This window comes from Parapedobacter deserti, assembly GCF_042646065.1.
GTDB classification, from domain to species: Bacteria; Bacteroidota; Bacteroidia; order Sphingobacteriales; family Sphingobacteriaceae; genus Parapedobacter; species Parapedobacter deserti.
This window is the reverse complement of record NZ_JBHRTA010000030.1, coordinates 455,379-474,827: the sequence shown is the minus strand read 5'-3', so window position 1 is coordinate 474,827 and position 19,449 is coordinate 455,379. Positions and strand designations below refer to the sequence as shown.

Genomic DNA, 19,449 nt, shown 5'->3' with positions numbered 1-19,449 from the left:
CCAATAGAAATTAACGATTTGATTACCAACCCGGATTTTGTATCATTCGCGGATTTTTGATGACCTCACTAAACGGAATCGGTGCCAAATACATCCGTTCGTCGAAATTCATTTTCAACACAGGAGTAGGCTGGCGAATTATTCCGGTGCCTGTCTGATAGATGGTCATCCCGGACAACTCTTTGTTAAACTCCTGTTCAGCAATTTTCCATCTTCTTACGTCATAAAACCGATGCTCCTCAAAAGCGAGTTCCTTGCGGCGTTCGTTCCGGATAATTTCACGCATCTGCGATTGGCTGAGGCCGGCCTGAAGCTGGAAAGGTGCCAGTCCGGCGCGTTCCCGGATCTGCTCTACCGCGCTATATACCTCTTGGTCGGGCGCAGCCAATCGTTCGTTACGTGCTTCGGCAAAGTTCAGCAGTACCTCCGCATAACGAAATAGGATATGATCGTGGTTTACGTTACTATAATTGACGGCCGATTCAAAATTTCCCATAAATTTCCGCAGGTAATAACCCGTTTTCGTCTGCTGCTTCGTCCCCCCAGGCTTGTCGGCACCTCCTTCAAAAGTTTCGACCGGGCGGCCCAGCCAAGGGGCACCGTTATAGAAGATCGTGGCATAAAAGCGCTTTTCCCGGTTTACATACGGATCATTCTCGTTATAACCCGAATTGGGATCGTCGATGGGCAGCCCGTTTGCCATACCAAACGCGTTTACCAGCTCCTGGGTAGGGCTTGTCCGACCGTTATTGACACCGGCGGAATACCCGACAGGCCCATTGTTGTTCTCCACGCTGGTATTATTTCCGCCTTGTTTCGAAAATATACGCTCACGATTACGGGTTATGAAAACGTCTTTGAACTCCGGTTCGAGTGCAAAGAGATTCAGTTCCAAGATTTCCCGAGCCGCATTTTCTGCCACTTCCCACCGATTAGCTGAAAAGTCGGTATAACCCGTAAGGGAATTCTGCGGATCGATATTCCCCCCGTTGAACAGCGGGCTGGCCGCGTATAACAGCGCCCGTGCTTTGAGCGCTAACGCCGCCGCCTTGGTTGGTCTTTCGTAGAAAGCAAGGTTAAACGGATCGGTCCGCAAGCTGTCTTTAATGGCGTCACATTCACTGACGATAAACGCTACGCACTCCCGGAAATCCTGGCGTGGCAGTTCGATATTATCAGTCAGTTGGTATACTTTATTACCGAGCAAAGGGACTCCACCATGGCGCTTGACCAGTTCAAAGTAAAACAACGCCCTCAGAAAGCGGGCTTCGGCTTTCCATACCCGATTGAATGAAGTCCCGTTGGCCAGCTTCCCCTTTAAGGGTACCCGATCGATATTCGCTATAAAAATACTTGCGCGACGGATGCCTTGGTACCACGAAGCCCACCGATTATCTTGATAATTGTCGGACGTATACGCTCCCATCGCCAATTGCTGTACGGAGGTATTGGTCGGGTTTGAAGATACCGCATCATCCGTGGCGGCATCTAAAAAGTCGCCCCCTACCCGGTTCCCCGTTTCAGGCAGGAAACGGTAGCAGTCTAATAAAAACCGGTTAGCCTCGACGCCTGCAGAGTCGTTTTTATCAAATACCTGGTACAAGGTTTGCAATTCGATAGGCTCAACCTCTAGGTCGCTCTTACAGGCAAAAGCAGAGATTGCAAGTCCGACGAAAACAAACCATTTTAGATGCATGTAGTTCATATCGTTAACTGATTTCAGGTTTATAATTTGACATTTACCCCAAAACTGATCACACGCTGAATGGGATACGCGTTATCGCCGTTGATCTCGGGATCCAGCCGGTCATACGGTGTAACCGTAAACAGGTTCTGGGCATTGGCAAAAACACGGAGGGCCGAGACCCGTATTTTCCGGCTTAGGGAGAAAGGGAACGTATAGCCCAGGTCGACATTTCGTATGCGTAGGTATTCGCCTGACCGTGTCCAATAACTGGAGGTATTGAGATACGGGGTATTGGTCGGATCCGCACCGATTGTCAGGCGCGGATAGGTCGCCGTTTCGGCAGTCTCCGGCGTCCACCGCCCCAGCAGGTAGGTGTATCCCTGGCGTTCCCCGCTGCTGCCGAAGGAATAATCCGTTTGTTGATACGTGCGGTTGGCAGCTCCCTGTAGCAAAACCGCAAAATCCACTCCTTTGAAATTGAACCCAATGGTAGTCCCAAAATACAGTAGAGGCTTCGTATTGCCGATAGCCGTTTGGTCGTAGATATTGATGATGCCATCGTTGTTCAGGTCAACCAATTTGACATCTCCGGGATGCACATCATTTCCACCGAGAAGCGGGGCCGCGTCTGCTTCCGCCTGGTTTTTTATCAAACCGTCGGCGAGATAACCAAAAGTCTGCCCTACAGGCATTCCGGTACGGCGGTTCCAAGGATACATCTGGAAAACTTCGTTCATATACACCACTTCGGTGCGCATCCGCGAGGCATTGGCTGCAATAAAATAATGGAAGTCTCCCACCTGGTTCTGATACGTGATCGCAAGTTCCTGTCCTTCATACCGGTTTTTGCCGATGTTTTCGTTTGGATAGCCAATTCCGATTAGCTCAATAGTGGATCCCCGTTGCTGCAACAGATCGTAGTAGGTATCCCGGTAGTATTCTGCAGATAGGCTAAGTGAATTCCACAGTGACAAATCCAATCCTACATTGAACTTATGTCCTTTTTCCCAAGTCGCATCGACATTAGCCAGGCCTTTCTCCACCAAACTGCTCACGAACGAATATTCCGAACCCACGTCATATCCATTGACACCGTCTTGACCAAAGGAAGGCCGCCAGCTGTAATAACCCAACGCGCCTTCGTTCGTGTTGCCGGTCTTACCATAGGTCGTCCGTAATTTCAATTCCGTCAACCAATCGGATTGGCCAGCCAGGAAAGCCTCTTGGGCCACGTCCCATGCCAGGCCTACGGCGTAGAACAGTCCGAATTTTCTTCCCGGTTGAAAACGGTTGAAGCCGGAGTAATTAGCTGCGAACTCGGCAAAGTACTTCTTCCGGTAGGCGTAATTTGCGGTAGCTGCCACGTTGGTATGGATCGCAGGCAGATCAAACTGGTAATTTGCGGTCTGTTGATCCATGAAAATCCGTGCTCCCACCTGGTGCTCGTCGTTAATATGGGTATCGTATCCGACGCTTCCCTGGTAATAGATGAAATTTGCCGTCGATGTCGTAGCAAACGAGTTGGGCTGATCCGCTATATTGCCGTACCGTACGTATACGAGTTCTCCCTGTTGATTGTAACGGACATCGAACACCGGTTGCTGGCGGCTCCGGTCAATTAAGCTGGACGAAGTCGATGAAACGTTGAATTTACCCTTGGCATATAATCCCGGCAGCCACCGGTCAAACCGGTAATTGAAATCGAGGTTTGCCATCACGTCCCGGGTATTATCCAAACGATATCCCGATCCGGCAACCTGCTGATAAAGGTTGGTGGTATAATCGGAAGAACCGCCGTAACTGCCGTCGTCGTTAAAAATTGGATAGGCGTTATTTGGTGTAGCATGCAAGGCATTGAGTATGCTTCCTACACCAGCTCCCGGCTGCCGCCCCTCCTGGATCCGGCCGAACAGCTGGAGTCCGATGGTGAGATCGCTCGTCACATCGACATCAATGGAACTATTGATCAGGTACCTTTGTTGCCTTAAGTTGGTTTCATAATCAGACTGATCGGACGACTGGAACATACCGTCCTGGTTCAAATAACTTAACGACAAAGCGTAGCGCGCGGTCTTTGTCCCACCGTTTACCCCGAGGTTATATTTGGTGATGGGGTTATTCGTCTTCAATACGGTCTCATACCAATTCACATCGGGATACAAAAGCGAAGAATTCCCGCTTTTAAACGCGTCAAAGTCTTCCTGTGAATACACCGGCGGCCGCCCGCTATTTAATAAGGCCTCGTTGTACAAGTAGGCATATTGATGAGCGCTCAGCGGCTCGGGCTGTTTCAATGCATTCTGCACACCGGTTTGTGCAGTAAAAGAAATACGCGGAGGCCCCGGCTTGCCTTTTTTGGTGGTAATCTGCAACACGCCCCTGGAACTTCGTTGCCCCAAGAGGATGGCCGATAACGCATCCTTCGCAACAGTAACCGATTCGATGCTTTCCGGATCAATCGAGTAAATTTCCCGTTGTACCCCGTCAATTAACACCACTGGATTCTGTCCGCGTAATTGAAAAGCCACCTCCGAGTTGTCGCTTAGGCCGGTGCTGTATTTGGTAGCGTCTGTGGGCAGCGAACCTGCCAGGTCATTCGCGGTAATCGGAGCCGTACGTGCCGACCGGAATCCGCTGGTTTCCTGCGTGTATAATCCAGGCAGCCTACCGGTCAATGCATTCAGGTATAAGGGGGTAGGTGTCGATTTCAGTTGACTGTTATAAACGACCGCGACGGACCCGACAACCGAATTTCGGTCGCGTTTATCATGCAACACGTCAACCGTCACGGGTTCTTGCAGGTAATTCGGAACCATTGCCACAATGGTCGTCGCTTCAACTGCCAACGTTTTGGAATAGTAAGCAGGATGCCTAAGCAATATGCGCATATCCGGCCCCGCAACCGCGATATCGATCTCACCCTGTTCATCCGTCTCGCCCAGTAATTCCTCCTGCAACGAAAAGATTTTTACACCCGGCAACGGTTTCCCATATCCATCAACTACTCTGATGGGCCTGTTCTTCCCCATTTGATTAAACGCACAGCACCGAGCATCTGCCTTATCAAATCCTGCGTGCGCAACCTGATTTGCCGCAAGCAGCAGGAGTAAACCGGTTGCACTGATTTTTATATAGTGACTAAACATTTCAAGCAAATTTGGTTAGTATTTAACTTCATTCAACTGCTAAACAGCCCGCTTATTGACAACGAAACGTATAGCTAAAAGGCTCTTCGGTATTACCGTATCCTACGCGTAAGGTACCGCTGGCATCGGTATAGAAGTATTCAAGACGGGCGATCCGTTGGCCCATTTCGACATTGAAGAATCCCCTCGGCCAAAAATCCAGCAAAAACTTTTTGCCGCCTATGCTCCTGAGCCGGGTTTTATCAGTCTGCTCGTTAACTTCGTCAATAAGCAACCCTTCTTCATCAAAGCATCGGATGGTTAAATAGATATCTTCCTGGCTATCCAGTGCAGTGTGAGTAACGCCTGCATCAAATGTCAACGTGACGATATCGTTGTCCAGGCTCCTAACAGGCTGCACGGCGGCCAACTGCGGATTAACAAAGTCAATCGGGTCGCCCTCCCCGCCGGTAACTTCAAATACTTGTGAAAACGCAACCTTTTTATAATCCGTATCTTCGGGACGGAGGTTTTCAATGGAAGAACCGACGTAAAAGCCCAACCGGACCAACATGTTTTCTGCTCCGACGTTACATGCTACATTCACATCGAAACTGATATCTTCATTGTTGCGGAACGTATACGATTGGGTACTCCGGTATACAATCCACTCAAAATCGTCCACCAGATTCGGGCCGATTCCAAACATATTTTTGGCTGCCTGATGCCAGCTCAGGCCCGACACCGGTTCTATTTCTGAGTCCGGTATCATGCGCATGACGCCGTTTCCCTTCGGACTAATGAACGTTAACACCGCATTTTGCCGGGCATTCCAGCTTTTTGGAACCATGATGCCGGCAAGCAACTGGGTAGTATAGGTTCCCGGTTCCTCGATCCGAGGCTCTGCGCCGCTATGCATCACAAAGGTTACGCGTTCATTTACCATCGCTTGTTCGGGCACAGTCACCGTCAGGGCCGTCAGTCCACAATGCACCAGAAACATGGTCACGAAAAGGCCTACGACGAGATAAATATATATTAATGTATGAGTTGCCTTTTTCATCAGTTTTGGTTTTCACGTTCGAAATTAAATTGATACGTATTGCTTTCGCATCCGAGGCTGAAGGACAGGCTTAATTGCCGCTTGCCTTGAACCACCGGAAATTGGAATCTTGCCACCACGTCTTCCTGAACACCCTCGGGCGTCAACACCAGTGCAAATGGATATTGCGGGTCACTGAGCTTGTACGTACCGGGAGCATCGGCAATAAACGGCAGCTGATCGGCCAATGTGTAGGTTCCATCTGAATTAAATTCGATGCGGAAGCCCGAAAGGTCCAGGCGCTCGCTCAAATCCTCTCCATTTCTTGTAAGCTGGACCACTTTCCAGCTGCCGGTGATGTCTTTCACCGTCTCGGCTGTCGCCACGTTTGAAACTTCGTCCTCACAGGACGAAAGTCCTGTCAGCCCCAAAACCAGTAAGGCTGCAGATAATACGAAATTGACTTTCATTGGAATGCGTTGTTTTTTAATCGGGAATAAAACTCACGTGAATGATTAATCCTATCCATCAATATCCCGGATTTTGAATTAAATCGGTCGATTTTGCCACTTCTGATTGCGGAATGGGCCATAAATACATGCGCGGATTAAATACGCGCTTCCGCACGTCTATGGTATGATAAACGGTGCCGGAAGACGTTCGTACCGGTTCCGTGCCGTGTAATTGAGCATTTTCGACCAATTCCGCGATTTTCCAGCGCCTGACGTCAAAAAACCGATGCCCTTCGAAAGCCAGTTCCTTTTGTCGCTCATTTCGGATAATTTGCCGCATTTCAGCTTGGGTCAATCCGGTCCGCAGTTGATAAGGCGACAGCCCTGCCCGTTCCCGGATTGCTTCGACCGCTTGGTAAACCGCTTGGTCGGGCGAGGCAAGCCGTTCGTTACGTGCTTCGGCATAATTCAGTAGAATTTCCGCGTACCTGATGATGGGGAAGCACCGCGGCGTATAGGTATTAAACCAATCTGCCGCCACATCCCGATTGAGCATCTTGTACGTATAATACCCGGTTGGCGTCCCTTTATAGACCGCATCCTGACCGGAAGTGATGTTATTAGGGTCGGTTTTATCGACATAGATATTAACGGGCCGCCTTGCCAGTCCATCCCGGTGAAAAACCAGCGATTGATCCCGCGTAATCGTATTGGCAAACCTGGGGTCTCGGTCTTTATAAGGCTGTTCAGGGTCATACCCCGATGCCGGATCGTCGATGGGCAAACCATTTTTCATACCGAACGCATTGACGACTTCCAGGTACGGACGCGCACCGGGACTTGTAACGCCAAAGGTCGGCGGATTCCAGATTCCTTCCAGGTCACTGTTCGAAGCCTGCATCCGGGCCAATAGGTACTCCGTATTCTTTCGCAACTGGAAGACTTCATAGAACCCGTAGCCAGGTTCCGTTTCGTTATCCACATGCAGATGATATTGCCCGCCCGAACCTTCAATGACCTGCGCCGCAGCTTCCTCTGCCCGTTCCCACCGCGATGGGTTGACGTCAGGATAACCGACAACCGAACGCAAACGCTCGTCCGTTGCTGTCGACTCACCGTTAAACAGCGGACTGGCGGCATACAACAGCAGGCGGGATTTCAGTCCATAACAGGCCGCTTTGCTGATCCGTCCGTAATTTTCGCCGACGTGCATCCAAGGTAGGTCTTCTGCGGCAGCGTCACATTCATCCACAATGTATTCCACACACGCTTCAAACGTATTACGTGCGGCGGGAACAAGGTCTTCTTTCTGGTAGACGCTGTCGCCCATTAGGGGTACCCCCCCATAATGCTCCAGGAGAATAAAATAATAATACGCCCTTAAAAAGCGGGTCTCTGCCTTAACCCTTACTTTGATATCCTCACCGAATTTTGCGTCCGGCAGATTCTTGAGCATAATGTTGGCCCTTCGGATGTTCGTGTACGCCGTGGTCCAGGCATCTTTTGTGATCATATTTGAGTTTACCGTACCGGTGGCAAACTGAATAAATGTATTGATGCTTCCCAAACCGGTGCCTTCCGCTTCATCCGTGCATGCGTCCAACCCGCCCCCACCGAATCGCTTTGGCCAGGTAGCAAAACCGATATCCGCATACATACTCGAAAGGAAATCGATGGTGTAGGCGCTGTCTGAAAACACGACCTTTTCATTCAGATCGGTCGATTGCGTCTGGTCCAGAAAACCTCGTTTACTACACGACGCACCGACAAACGCAATTAGCATTGCGAAAATAAAATACCTCTTCTTCATAACTCAATCTATAATTTGGGGTAGTATAATGGTCTTGTCAATCGATTAACGTACCGAACCTTCTTTTACCGATAAAGGACTTAATGAGAACGGTCTGGATTCGCTATGGGTTCCCCGCTCAAAATTCGGCGTATCGCCCATTACAAACTCAATATCGCCTCCGTTGACGATGTCCGAATACGTGATGTAATTCTTGTCGTACACCTTCCCGTTCAGACGCGCCGACTGGATATACACCTGCTCCGGACCGTTGTTGATTGCGCGGATCGTAAAACGCTTTCCGTTTTCCAGGGTGATCGTTGCTTTTTCAAAAAGCGGACTGCCAATCACGTATTCGTCGGTTCCCGGGCAAACACTATAGATTCCCAGCGCGCTTAATACATACCACGACGACATCTGCCCCTGGTCCTCATCGCCCGGATATCCTTTTTCGGTGGCGTTGTACAGCTTCGACATCACCATGCGGACCTGCTTCTGTGACTTCCAAGGTTGCCCACTGAAGTTGTATAGATACGGAACGTGTTGTGTCGGCTGGTTTCCATGCGCATACTGTCCCATTTCCGCCAGTAACATCTCCCGCATTTCGTGAATTTCCCTTCCATAGGTTCCATATTCAATACGCTGCTCCATCGTGAAAAAAGAATCCAATTTTGCATTAAATCGCTCTTCACCGCCGATGAGGTTGATGAGACCGTTCACATCGTGTAATACCGACCACGTATATTGCCATGCATTTGCTTCGGTAAAAGGCCCGCCCCATTCGACAGGATCAAAATCAGGAAGCCACTCGCCCTGTGCCTGTCTCCCGCGCACAAAATTGACCTTCGGATCAAATACATTTTTGTAATTGTACATTTGCCGAGCAAACACATGTTGGTAAAAATCATTGCCGACCGCCTTGGCCAGCTGATAACCGCAGAAATCATCGTACGCATACTCCAATGTCTTTGCCGTGCTTTCATGAATTTCACCATACGGTATGTAACCTTTGGTAAAGTAGTCTTTCCACCCTTCTCTTCCATTGGACCCACCCCAAGGGCCTTTATTGGTCACCTCGTGGTAATACGCCTGCAATGCACTGTCAGGATTGAAGGTGCGGATTCCTTTTGCCCAAGCGTCGGCAAGCAACGATATGGCATGGTTTCCGATCATGACACCGGACATTCCCGGGTTGGACCAGGTAGGGAAAAAGCCGGCCTGTTGTTGTGCATCCAGCAACGACTGCATGTACCTTCCCTGCATTCCCGGATGTAAGATATTGCTTAGCGGAAACTGTGCCCGGAAGGTGTCCCAAAAGCCGTTGTCCGTATACATGTAGCCGGAATAGATTTTCCCATCGTAGGGGCTATAGTAGCGGGGATCGCCGTTGGCATCCAGTTCGTAGAATTTCCGTGAAAAGAGATTGGCCCGAAACATGCTGGAATAGAACGTAGCCTTTTCTTCCTCCGTCCCCCCTTCCACCACGATACGGTTCAGCAATTTATTCCAGATGCCAAAGGCCCTATTTTTTGTCGTTTCAAATCTTTTGGCATCGCCCAATTCCTGTCTGAGGGTCAACTCCGCTTGCTGGGGATCGATATACGACGAGGCCACCTTCACTTCAACGGTTGTCCCAGGGGCGAACTCCAGATAAGCCCCCACTCCTTTTCCCGCGTCATGCAGGCTACCTTCCTTTATGTGGTCCTGTGTGTTTTCCCAGGTGCCGAAACTTTTGAAATCCCTGTCGAACACAAGGACAAAATAGTTTTTGAAATTTCCGGGAACAAAACGGCCGTTATTGACAAAGCCGACAATCTTGCGCTCCGCTGGAATGATCGTTACTTCGCTATCCTTGATATACCCGTCCAACACCAGGTATGCTCTTTGCTTGCCGGGAAAACTAAAGCGCATATGCGCTCCTCTTTCGACAGGACTTATTTCAGCGCGTATGCCGTTATCGAATCGAACAGCATAGTAATGAGGCTTGCCTACTTCCTGCTCGTGACGGAATGCCAATGCACGGGCATCTTCGTTGACTACCAGGTTTCCGAGGCCCGGCATGAGTGAGAAAACTGCGTAATCGTTCATCCAAGGACTGCACTGGTGTACCTGCTGGAATCCGCGGATGGTATTGGCTTTGTATTGGTATTTCCAGCCATCTCCGTTTTTGCCGGTCTGAGCAGAAAAGAAGTGCACGCCAAATGGCAATCCGACGGTTGGATACGTGTTTCCGTAAGATAACGCCCACTCCGAATCGGTTCCCTGTAAGGTATTTACATATTTTACCAAATCCCGTTCTTGCCCAAAAGAAAATGCGAGCGTAAAAAAAACGACTGGCAATATTTTAATCTTCAAACCCATTTTTCACTGTTTTAGCTACCTGTTGAGTGATCCCCCAATCGTGATTAGGCTGGGGCCCCATGAACAATTCAAGTGTACCGCCTGAAACGATATCGTAAAAATCGATATAGCACTTGTTATATGGCTGCCCATTCAGCAATGCCCTTTGGATGTAAACATTGCCAGGTGCATTCTGATGGGCTTTGATCTTAAAAGACTTTCCGTTGAAATATTGCGGATCCAATGCAAATTCCACTTGATCAAAAAGCGGGCTTGTTATTTCGTAACGCGTATTCCCCGGACACGATGGGTGTATACCAGCGGCGGCCAGTACGTACCAGGCCGACATTTGTCCTACGTCCTCGTTTCCTACAATGCCTTCCACAGAATTTTTATAGGCTTTGTCGCAGATATGGCGGGTCCACTTTTGTGTCATCCACGGAGCGTCCAGATGATTAAAGAGAAAAGGCACGAGATGTACCGGTTCATTGGCATGATTGTAATAATCGTTCCACAACATATGGTCCGGCGTTTGTTCGAAGAAATTCGTGAGGTCTTGCAGCGCCTTACTGCGTCCCCCCATTAATTCAATCATGCCCGGAATATCGTGCGGGACGAACCATCCTTGCTGATAAGGATTGGATTCGATACTCCCATACCATTCTTTGGTGCGGGCACTGTCCGGCCATTCTTCCCAGGAACCATCGTTCCGACGGGGCCGGAACCACCCTTTTTCCGGATCGAAAATATTCCGGTATGCTTGCGCCTTCTGGCGAAAACGCTGTCCATCCTCTTTTTTACCTAATCCATCGGCTAATTGGGCAACACACCAATCGGTATACGCGTATTCCAATGTATTGGAAATGCTAAACGGTGGGCCGGTGTAGCCTAGTTTGTCGTTGCCGAAGAGCGCTGACGTATGGACTGCGTATTGGTATGCTTTTTCCACATCGTAATCCCTAATGCCCTTTACATAGGCATCGGCCAGCACGGACAACGCCGGGTTACCAATCATACACCCAGAATATGCATTCAATAACTCCCACCGTTCAAAATATCCGCGACCCGATTCATCGGCAAGTGAAATGAGCGAATTCAATTGGTCACTAACCAGTCGGGGGTTGATGAGGGTCTGCAGCGGAAATTGGCTGCGGAAAACGTCCCACCCGCTAAAAATGGTCCGCCTTGTATACGTTCCACGTTCATGTATTCGTTTGTCACCGCCGATAAACCGGCCATCGACATCCGAATACATCCGGGGATCGATCATCGTATGATAAAGCGCGGTATAGAATATCGTCTTCTGGTCATCCGTTCCGCCCTGCACTTTAATACCCGATAACGATTGGTTCCATAGTGCCAACGCTTCAGCCCGTACCTGATCAAAAAGCTTTCCTTCTATTTCACTTCTAAAATTGTTTTCAGCACCGTCCATATCGACGAACGAAATACCTACCTGCAACGTAATTTCTTCGTCTTCATGCGTTTCAAAGTCGGAGAAGAAGCCCAGGTGCTTTCCTTCCAATTCGGTCTGTCCCCGGATGATTTCCGCCTTTTCAACGCGTCGGAGATAGGATTCGCTCACGACGTCGTCCCGTCTCCGGGGCCAGTCATCCGGAATGTCGGCCCGCCAAAAGCCATGGTTATCCAGCGGCTTACTGAAACGCGCGTAGAAATAAACGGTATAGTCAGCGTTTCCTTCGCCATTTCCCCAGCCCCCGCCATCCGGTGTACACTTCATCCATCCTTGGATGGTTTGGTTATCAACCTTGCGGATATACTGCTGAACGGACGTACCGCCCACGCGCCTGGCCAGATCGATCTGTATCCGGGACGTCTTATTTTCGGGAAATGTGAACCGGATCATTCCACTGTGGGGGGCGGCAGTCGTTTCGACCCTGATTCGATAATCCGTGAGTTCCACGGCGTAGTAGCCCGGCTCGGCGACCTCGGACTCCTTATTATAATAGGAACGGTATCCGCCGATACTTCCATCCTCCTTCCCAGCAATCGTTTTCAGTTTCCCGGTGGTGGGCATCACCAGGAAATTACCGAGATCGCCGAACCACCCTACCCCACTCATTTGCGTAAACGCGAAGCCTTCTATGGTCTTGTGCTCAAAACTGTATCCTGGGCTGTTATCTCCTCCGGTTATGGTATTGGGGCTGACCTGCACCATGCCATAGGGCGTCGTCGCCCCTGGAAAGGTTTTTCCGAGCCCGTGATAAACCCCCGCGGCTCCGACGCTCGTACTTGCCCCGATAAATGGGTTTACAAAGTCCGCAGCGGACACGTTTTCCGCCTCCTTATCGCCCGAGCAGGCGCTGGTCAGAAAAACGACAACCCCCAGGCAATAGCCCATCCGCTTTCCCCTCGTAAATGACTGTCTCATCAATATGTTACTTTGTTCTACCTTACTTGTGTTATCGAATTGGGACAAGCCGGAATTTCCGTGTCTTCGGCATCGCCGCATTCTGTATATCCCTTACCAACTGGCCCTGTTGATCCTGCCAGGCTTTCCTGACCTCCGGCAACATGGCCTTCGCATACAAGTCTCTTTTTGCCCGTAACCAGCCATCGGTTGCAATATGCTGATCCATCACCTGGATTGCCCGGCGATTATTGGCATTCAGTAATCCCCTGGGCTGGAAAAAATTGTACTGTACCCACGCATAATCCCTGAACCTGCGTTCGATCTCCCATCGCTCTTCATTTAAATACATGACGCCCAGTGCTTGCTGGTATTGAGGTGTGTGGGTTAATGTCGCCAGGTTTATGCCTTGGGCGAAATCTCCCGCAGACCATATGCCGATTTCTTCTTCATCGATGAACAGCTTATGTTGCCCTTTCAGTCCTTTCACGACCAAGCGCTCCTGATTCATTTCCTCCATGAAAGGAATGGCCCGCAGGGCATCGTATTGACTTTTTTTACTGCCCCACCCCCGTGGAACGGTGTCCAACGGATAGGGCAGCGAATTGGCTTTGTAGTCAAAATCAATACCCGTGGGCGTCTTCTTGATGTTTGACAAGCGGCAATTGACAGCAGAAACAATTTTTTGACTACCGGCGTCAACGATTATTTCGGCGACCTTGTTTCCCGCAAACCCCTGTGCCTTTAGAAACAGGTACGCCATTACCATGTGTCCGTCGTTGTCGGGATGAATACGATCGCTACCGCAAAGCGCGAATGCCGGATCTTGCTGCTGGATGCGTTCATTGATATGTGTCATCGGCCGATTAAGGTCGAGAAACTCCCAGTTGTTTGATTGAGCGGACGCCCTTTGAAAATCCACGATGCGGAGCATTGCCGCATTTTTCCCCTTTAAAGGTAAATTTCCCTCAATCACAGCACCTTCGTCATAAGGGGAGCTCCCCATCAAGACAATCCGGGTGTCGCTAAGTTCCTTAAACCGTTTTTCCATTTCCTGAAACGCCGCGGCGGATTCCTTTACTTTCTCATCGGCAAACTTATCCGGCTCCGAGCCGTTATGTTCAAGATAACCTGAATCGTTCATGCCAAACGTCGTCACAAGCACGGTGGGATGTTTACTGAAAACATCTCCATCCAAGCGTTTGACCATTTCGATGACCCGATCCCCGCCGATCCCTGCGTTCTGTATCGACATCTTCATTTCCGGAAATCGCGTCATGTAATAAAGCCATATGTATGCGTGATAATGCCCCCCATCGGTGATGCTATTTCCTAAAAAAACGACCCGGTCATCGTTTCTGAACGGAGTGATTTCCTGAGCCCGTACCGTTGCGCCCACAAAGAAGACAAACGGAACAATGGTGGATAGCCAAGCGATCACGGAAAGACGATTGTTCATATCGGTGCTTATAATTTTAACGTTTATAATTTAAAGGTTAAGCGTTAGCCGGAATACAGGTTTCACCTGATTTCCATGTCGGCAAATTTATACACCAAGAGGCCCACCTGCATGCGCAAGTAGGCCTCTTGGTAAGACAATTTTATTTTTAAAAAATATAAAATTCTTTAAACTAGCAACTTAACAACAGCTAGCGGCGGGCAGTTGGTAAATACACGAGAATCTATCGGACAGGAAACGTACCGATTTTTTTAACTTTTTCTTCAAAGTGATCGATGTCGACAGCGGCTTTTCCCTTCACTTTGCTTTTATAGTTATAAATCGTTTGTATGGAATACCTCAGAAACGTAGCAATTTGATTGACATCTGTTATACCCAGTCGAATCAAGGCAAATATGCGGAGCTCGGTGTTCAGGTGATCTTTTTTAAGCACATACCGCTCCTCCTCCCTGAGCAACGCATTGAACTCTTCCACGAAATCCGGATATACCTCCAGGAACGTGCGGTCGAAGTCCGTATACAATTCCTGTGCATCTTTTTCAAGCGTAGCCGTCGATACGCTCAGCTTTTGTAATTCGTCCAGCTGTCCGGCTTTGATTTTCCTGTTTACAGTTTTCCGGAACTCGTCCAACTTATCGAGGTATACGGCGCATTGGTTAATGTAATAGCCGATATACCGTTCGCGTATCAAGTTAGCCTCATCCAGCCGCTGGTTGACGGAGACTAATTGTTCGTTAATGGTATTCAGGTTCCGCTTGGCTCGCGATACGGTTTTTATCTGTTTGTAAAGAAAGTACAAGGTAACGACCAGGACAATCAGGAAAATGCTTATTGCCAATGCATAAGATCTTAAATTTTTTCGTTGCTGTTCGATCTTTGCCAGGTACATAGCCTCAATTTTGGGTTGCGTACGCGCGATCACTGCATTCCGGAAGCGAGAATTATAAAAATTTGCGTCGTCAAGGGCCGCGTGGATATAATTGTAAGCCCGGTCTACCTCTCCCTGCTCGTATAAATAGATAGCCAACGTCAATAAGGATTCGTTTTCTTTCACGGCCAGCCTCACATCCGTTATGGCTGCAAGCAACAGGTACTTTTCCTGCAACGATTGATTTCCGAGTTCTTTGTGAATCATAGACAATCCCATCGCAGCCATCGCATACCCGTGGGAATCCACCTGCTCCCTCTTAAACAATTCTGTCTGGATCTCGGCAGAGGCTTCAAAGGCGCCTTCTGCCTTCAGCTTGAACGACTTTTCCTTCAGGTATGTGTGCGACTCCTTTCCAAGCAAGTTCATCAATGTATCCCTGCATCTCGAAATTTCCCGTATATGTACCGCTTCGTACTTCGGATGATCGGTATATTTTATCAGATTTTCATTATATCGGATGTAACCCCAACAATAAAATACCTTTAGGTGATGCGGCAATGCGTCGTATTCAATGACATCAAACACCTCGGCGGCTTGGGTAAACAAGCCCGATATCGATAGCACAAAAGCTAATCTCAATCGGCTCTCATCCATAAATTCCCGGTTGTTCAAGGTTTTTGCCAATTGAATATTATGATCTATGTAACCCAGTGCAGAATCACATATAAATGACTGGTATTCGGCTATTAGCTTGGTGTTCAATTGAAAGCGCTTTTCAGGCGAATGCTCATGTTTAAGCAGCCGTTTTATTTCGTCAATTTTCTGCTCCTTTTCCGACATGTAAACCGTGCGTTTTGCGATGGTTTTATCCAATACCTGCAACAGCGAATCTATTTCAGCGCCCCGGCTCTTCGGAAAGGAAAACGTACTGGAACCCAGTACAGCAATTATGATGAATAACAGTCTCTTCATTTCAGTAGCAATAATTGGCTGGCAAGTTGCTGTGAAGTGCAAAGCTAAAGAAATATACGTAGAAAAAAGACCGTGAACGGATACGGAGGGGATGGATAATGTTTGGCACTCGAATTGGGAAAAGCTGAACGCTGAAAGCCGGCACGGCTAATCTTGCGCCGGGCAGCACTACTGTTTCCGTAACGTATAATAAAAATGCGACACGTCCTCTTCTTCCGTAGGGCTTGTTTGTCGGTAAAAGTCAATCGCGTAGCTATCAGCTTTGTCCGCCTGTACAAAAACCTCTTCATAGCCCTGCTGCCGGAAGTAGGTTGTGGCGGCCTTAAGCAGCGCTTTCCCCACCCCTTTCCTTTGGTGCTGGCGTGACACCGCCAAATCGTAAATATAAGCCAACGGCTTTGTGGAGTAGTACTGGTTCAGGGTGTAAGCTGTCAGTCCCCCTATTACGGCGTCTTCTTGTAACGCAATGAAAACGTGGAAATCGCAATTTGCCAATAGGTTGCTCAGGTATTCATCTGCCGGCAATTCGAAAGCTTCCATTTCAAATACGTCTTTGAAGAGGCCGATGAGGTCTTTAAAATAGGCAAGGTCTTTTGCCCGCAGCTTCTCTATACGTAGATCATCCATATCATTATTTTTAACGACAGACCTAAGCTCAAAGGTATCGCCGCTACATGTTGTTATCATCCATCGCCGGCATATTGATTTCCTTTACACAGCTAGCGTCTGAAGTGGAGATGATAAATTTAAGCGCCAGGATCACATCTTGTAACGGTATCTGTTTTACCGCGGTCCTTTCAGTACCCGCATCCTTTAACCCATCCGCTTGGCTCTCCATCGCTAAATACCCTAAATTTAAAACGGAGACTCCGATTCTGTTCCCACGGAGGTTTTCTCGTAACGAATGTACAATACCCCGTAAAGCAAATTTGGTTGCAGAAAACGTCACTTCCTTCCCATTGTGATTATCCAATCCCCAGGTCGACCCAATTAAGATTATTTTTGCCTGATCGGCTTTTTTCAGATTCTCAATCATGGACTGAATGCTCAAAATACAGGACGTTAGGTTGGTATGGATAAGGTTGATTACCTCTTCAGGCGTATTGGTAACGAAATTATAATCGTCCGAAAACGCATCGCTTTCCCAAATACCGACATTATAAATCAGATAGTCTATTTTAGTATGACCTATATGTTGTTTGAGAGTTTTGACGCTCTCGGCCGGACTGGATAAATCAGCAGAAATCCAACGGACATTGGGAGTTTTCGAAAGATAGTCCGGTTCACTCCGTGAAATACCGAAGACCTGATCGTCTCCATCTGGAAGGTTGAGTGTAATGGCTCTCCCAAGGCCCTTGCTTACTCCAAAGATCAGGTATGTTTTTCGCTCCATTAAGCCTTCTGATTTTTTTAAATATATACGACGCACAGCCATTTTCTATTATCTTCTTTCGGTGCCCGGTTCCCCTATCGGAAAGATTTGAATAATAGGAATTGCCCTCATAAACTGGCCTTGTTGGCCGAATGCCACTGTTACCTTTTGCAAGTCAGTGACAAAAGTAAACAAACAACATTTCTCTTTACCGCGAGAAACGTTAAAAACATGTAATATTGATAAAATCGGCAAAGCAACGCTGCTCATCTTCAACAATTTTTGGGATAAACCACAGAAGTAGGTTTCCAAATTGCCTTCCAACCAGTTGGTGTGAGACTTTCCGGGTGCAGGTGGCGGCTTTGATGGAAAAGGTGTTCCAAAGGTGCGTTGCTGAAATGGTAACCATTGGCACTTTCGGCAATGAACATACGCCGCGTGATGCAGAAGTAATGAATTTGTTTAGGTCTTCAGGGTCCAGAGTTAATAGTACCTCCGAGGTAGACATGCAAAATATGCAATATCCGTCAGCTTTTCAGAAACGAAAGGCAGACATTGACAATATCATCGAACATTTTTTTGCTGCCATCAAACTTCATGGTTACGCGGAATCCGTTTAATGAATTAAAGACAAACCGTGCCATTGAACGTGCGGGATACTTTGTTGTAAAGATGCCCTGGTCCTGCCCCTTCTTTATCGCCTTGCAGAGCGCTTCCTCCGTGTCATGCATGATGGAATTGGCTATTGCCCCTACCTCGCTGTCAATGGGGGCCAACTCAACCGCGGAATTGACCATAAAGCAACCCTTTGACCGGCTTGTGCCGACAGCCTCGACTTTTACGGTCTCGAAAATGTATTTGACGTAAGCTTCTATGTCTTCAGCTGTATCCAATCCTTTTATAACAGGGTCTATGCGTTCTTTGCGATAGCGCTGCAACGCCTTTATAAAAAGCGAATGCTTGTCGCCGAAGGTATCATACAAACTTGAGCGGCTAATACCCAGATTGTCCACCAAATCCTGGGCGGAGGTAGCGTTGTAGCCTTTCTGCCAAAAAACATGCATCGCTTTTTCCAAAATGACATCCTGATCAAATACTTTCGTTCGTGCCATAAAAAATCTTTGTAAGGCAATTAATTGCCTTACAAAGATATAAATTACGGAACGATCATTCCAAATATGGGCAAAAAAAATTATATCCGGAATGTGTTTACGGAAGCTGCGCCATCAACCGTAAATTCGCCACCCGAAATAAAAGAAGCCTCATCGGAGGCTAGGAAGGCAACCAATTTGGCAACTTCTTGGGGCGTTCCGTAACGTTTGAAGGGAAACTTGCTTTTAATAAGCGTATGAATCTCATCATCCGCAAATTGCCCCTTGTGAATCGCGGGGGTTTCCGTCATCGCAGGGGCAACGGTATTCACCCTGATTTTCCGGTCTGCCAGCTCTACGGAAGCAGACTTGCTATACGCCGTAAGTGCAGCTTTTGTAGCGGAATATATGGCGGTCCCGTATGCAAAAGTAAATGCACTGACCGAAGTCATGTGAATAATGGCCCCTCCGTCTTTCATGACGGGAATAAACTTCTCGGTCGTGAAAACGGCTCCTTTGAAATTGATGCCGACGAGTTCGTCAAAGATGGACTCCGAAATCTGCCCTATCGGCTCTTGAAAAGCGACACCGGCGTTTACGAATAGCACATCAACCTTACCGAAATCGGAGGTTACTTGCGCGGCCAGTTTTTCCGTATCGGTTATACTTGCGGCATCAGCACGGATACCGATGGTATGGCTGCCCAACTCCTGCACCGCTTGGTCAATGGCGGTCTGATTGCGGCCCGTAATCACCACCCTTGCACCTTGCGCAGCGAATTCTTTTGCGGCTGCGTAGCCAATTCCTGAACTGCCGCCTGTTACAACTGCGACTTTGTCTTTTAGTTTGCTCATTTTTACCATTTTTGAATTAATAAA

Annotated in this window: 13 protein-coding genes; all 13 read right to left on the bottom strand. The window is 48.4% G+C overall.

Annotated elements, in window-relative coordinates:
* Nucleotides 1-22: 22 nt before the first annotated feature.
* Nucleotides 23-1,705, bottom strand: coding sequence for a RagB/SusD family nutrient uptake outer membrane protein (locus ACFOET_RS10755; protein ID WP_379022419.1), 1,683 nt, complete (start codon nucleotides 1,703-1,705; stop codon nucleotides 23-25).
* 20 nt (nucleotides 1,706-1,725) lie between these two features.
* Nucleotides 1,726-4,716 carry a SusC/RagA family TonB-linked outer membrane protein gene (locus ACFOET_RS10750; protein WP_379022417.1) on the bottom strand — a complete coding sequence of 997 codons (2,991 nt, stop codon included), beginning with the start codon at nucleotides 4,714-4,716 and terminating at the stop codon, nucleotides 1,726-1,728.
* A gap of 169 nt (nucleotides 4,717-4,885) precedes the next feature.
* On the bottom strand, nucleotides 4,886-5,875 hold the full coding sequence (locus ACFOET_RS10745; RefSeq protein WP_379022415.1) for a DUF4961 domain-containing protein: 990 nt from the start codon (nucleotides 5,873-5,875) through the stop codon (nucleotides 4,886-4,888).
* The gene (locus ACFOET_RS10740) at nucleotides 5,875-6,324 is read right to left on the bottom strand and encodes a DUF5004 domain-containing protein (protein WP_379022413.1); all 450 of its coding nucleotides are present in this window, start codon (nucleotides 6,322-6,324) and stop codon (nucleotides 5,875-5,877) included. Before ACFOET_RS10740 ends, ACFOET_RS10745 begins: the two co-directional genes overlap by 1 nt.
* Nucleotides 6,325-6,382: 58 nt before the next feature.
* Nucleotides 6,383-8,116, bottom strand: a complete 1,734-nt coding sequence (locus ACFOET_RS10735) for a RagB/SusD family nutrient uptake outer membrane protein (RefSeq protein ID WP_379022411.1) — start codon at nucleotides 8,114-8,116, stop codon at nucleotides 6,383-6,385.
* Between the two features lie 45 nt (nucleotides 8,117-8,161).
* The gene (locus ACFOET_RS10730) at nucleotides 8,162-10,456 is read right to left on the bottom strand and encodes a GH92 family glycosyl hydrolase (RefSeq protein WP_379022409.1); all 2,295 of its coding nucleotides are present in this window, start codon (nucleotides 10,454-10,456) and stop codon (nucleotides 8,162-8,164) included.
* Complete coding sequence (locus tag ACFOET_RS10725; protein ID WP_379022407.1) at nucleotides 10,440-12,827, bottom strand: GH92 family glycosyl hydrolase; 2,388 nt, start codon at nucleotides 12,825-12,827, stop codon at nucleotides 10,440-10,442. The genes ACFOET_RS10730 and ACFOET_RS10725 overlap by 17 nt, the downstream gene beginning before the upstream one ends.
* Nucleotides 12,828-12,858: 31 nt before the next feature.
* Nucleotides 12,859-14,265 (bottom strand): SGNH/GDSL hydrolase family protein, encoded by a 1,407-nt coding sequence (locus ACFOET_RS10720; RefSeq protein ID WP_379022405.1) that lies wholly within the window; start codon nucleotides 14,263-14,265, stop codon nucleotides 12,859-12,861.
* 223 nt (nucleotides 14,266-14,488) lie between these two features.
* Nucleotides 14,489-16,108, bottom strand: a complete 1,620-nt coding sequence (locus ACFOET_RS10715) for a DUF6377 domain-containing protein (protein WP_379022403.1) — start codon at nucleotides 16,106-16,108, stop codon at nucleotides 14,489-14,491.
* Between the two features lie 168 nt (nucleotides 16,109-16,276).
* Complete coding sequence (locus ACFOET_RS10710) at nucleotides 16,277-16,735, bottom strand: GNAT family N-acetyltransferase (RefSeq protein ID WP_379022401.1); 459 nt, start codon at nucleotides 16,733-16,735, stop codon at nucleotides 16,277-16,279.
* A gap of 43 nt (nucleotides 16,736-16,778) precedes the next feature.
* Nucleotides 16,779-17,501: an SDR family NAD(P)-dependent oxidoreductase gene (locus tag ACFOET_RS10705; RefSeq protein ID WP_379022399.1), complete on the bottom strand. Its 723-nt coding sequence runs from the start codon at nucleotides 17,499-17,501 to the stop codon at nucleotides 16,779-16,781.
* A 506-nt stretch (nucleotides 17,502-18,007) separates the two neighbouring features.
* On the bottom strand, nucleotides 18,008-18,592 hold the full coding sequence (locus ACFOET_RS10700; RefSeq protein ID WP_379022397.1) for a TetR/AcrR family transcriptional regulator: 585 nt from the start codon (nucleotides 18,590-18,592) through the stop codon (nucleotides 18,008-18,010).
* Nucleotides 18,593-18,672: 80 nt separating this feature from the next.
* On the bottom strand, nucleotides 18,673-19,425 hold the full coding sequence (locus tag ACFOET_RS10695) for an SDR family NAD(P)-dependent oxidoreductase (RefSeq protein WP_379022395.1): 753 nt from the start codon (nucleotides 19,423-19,425) through the stop codon (nucleotides 18,673-18,675).
* Nucleotides 19,426-19,449: the final 24 nt, after the last annotated feature.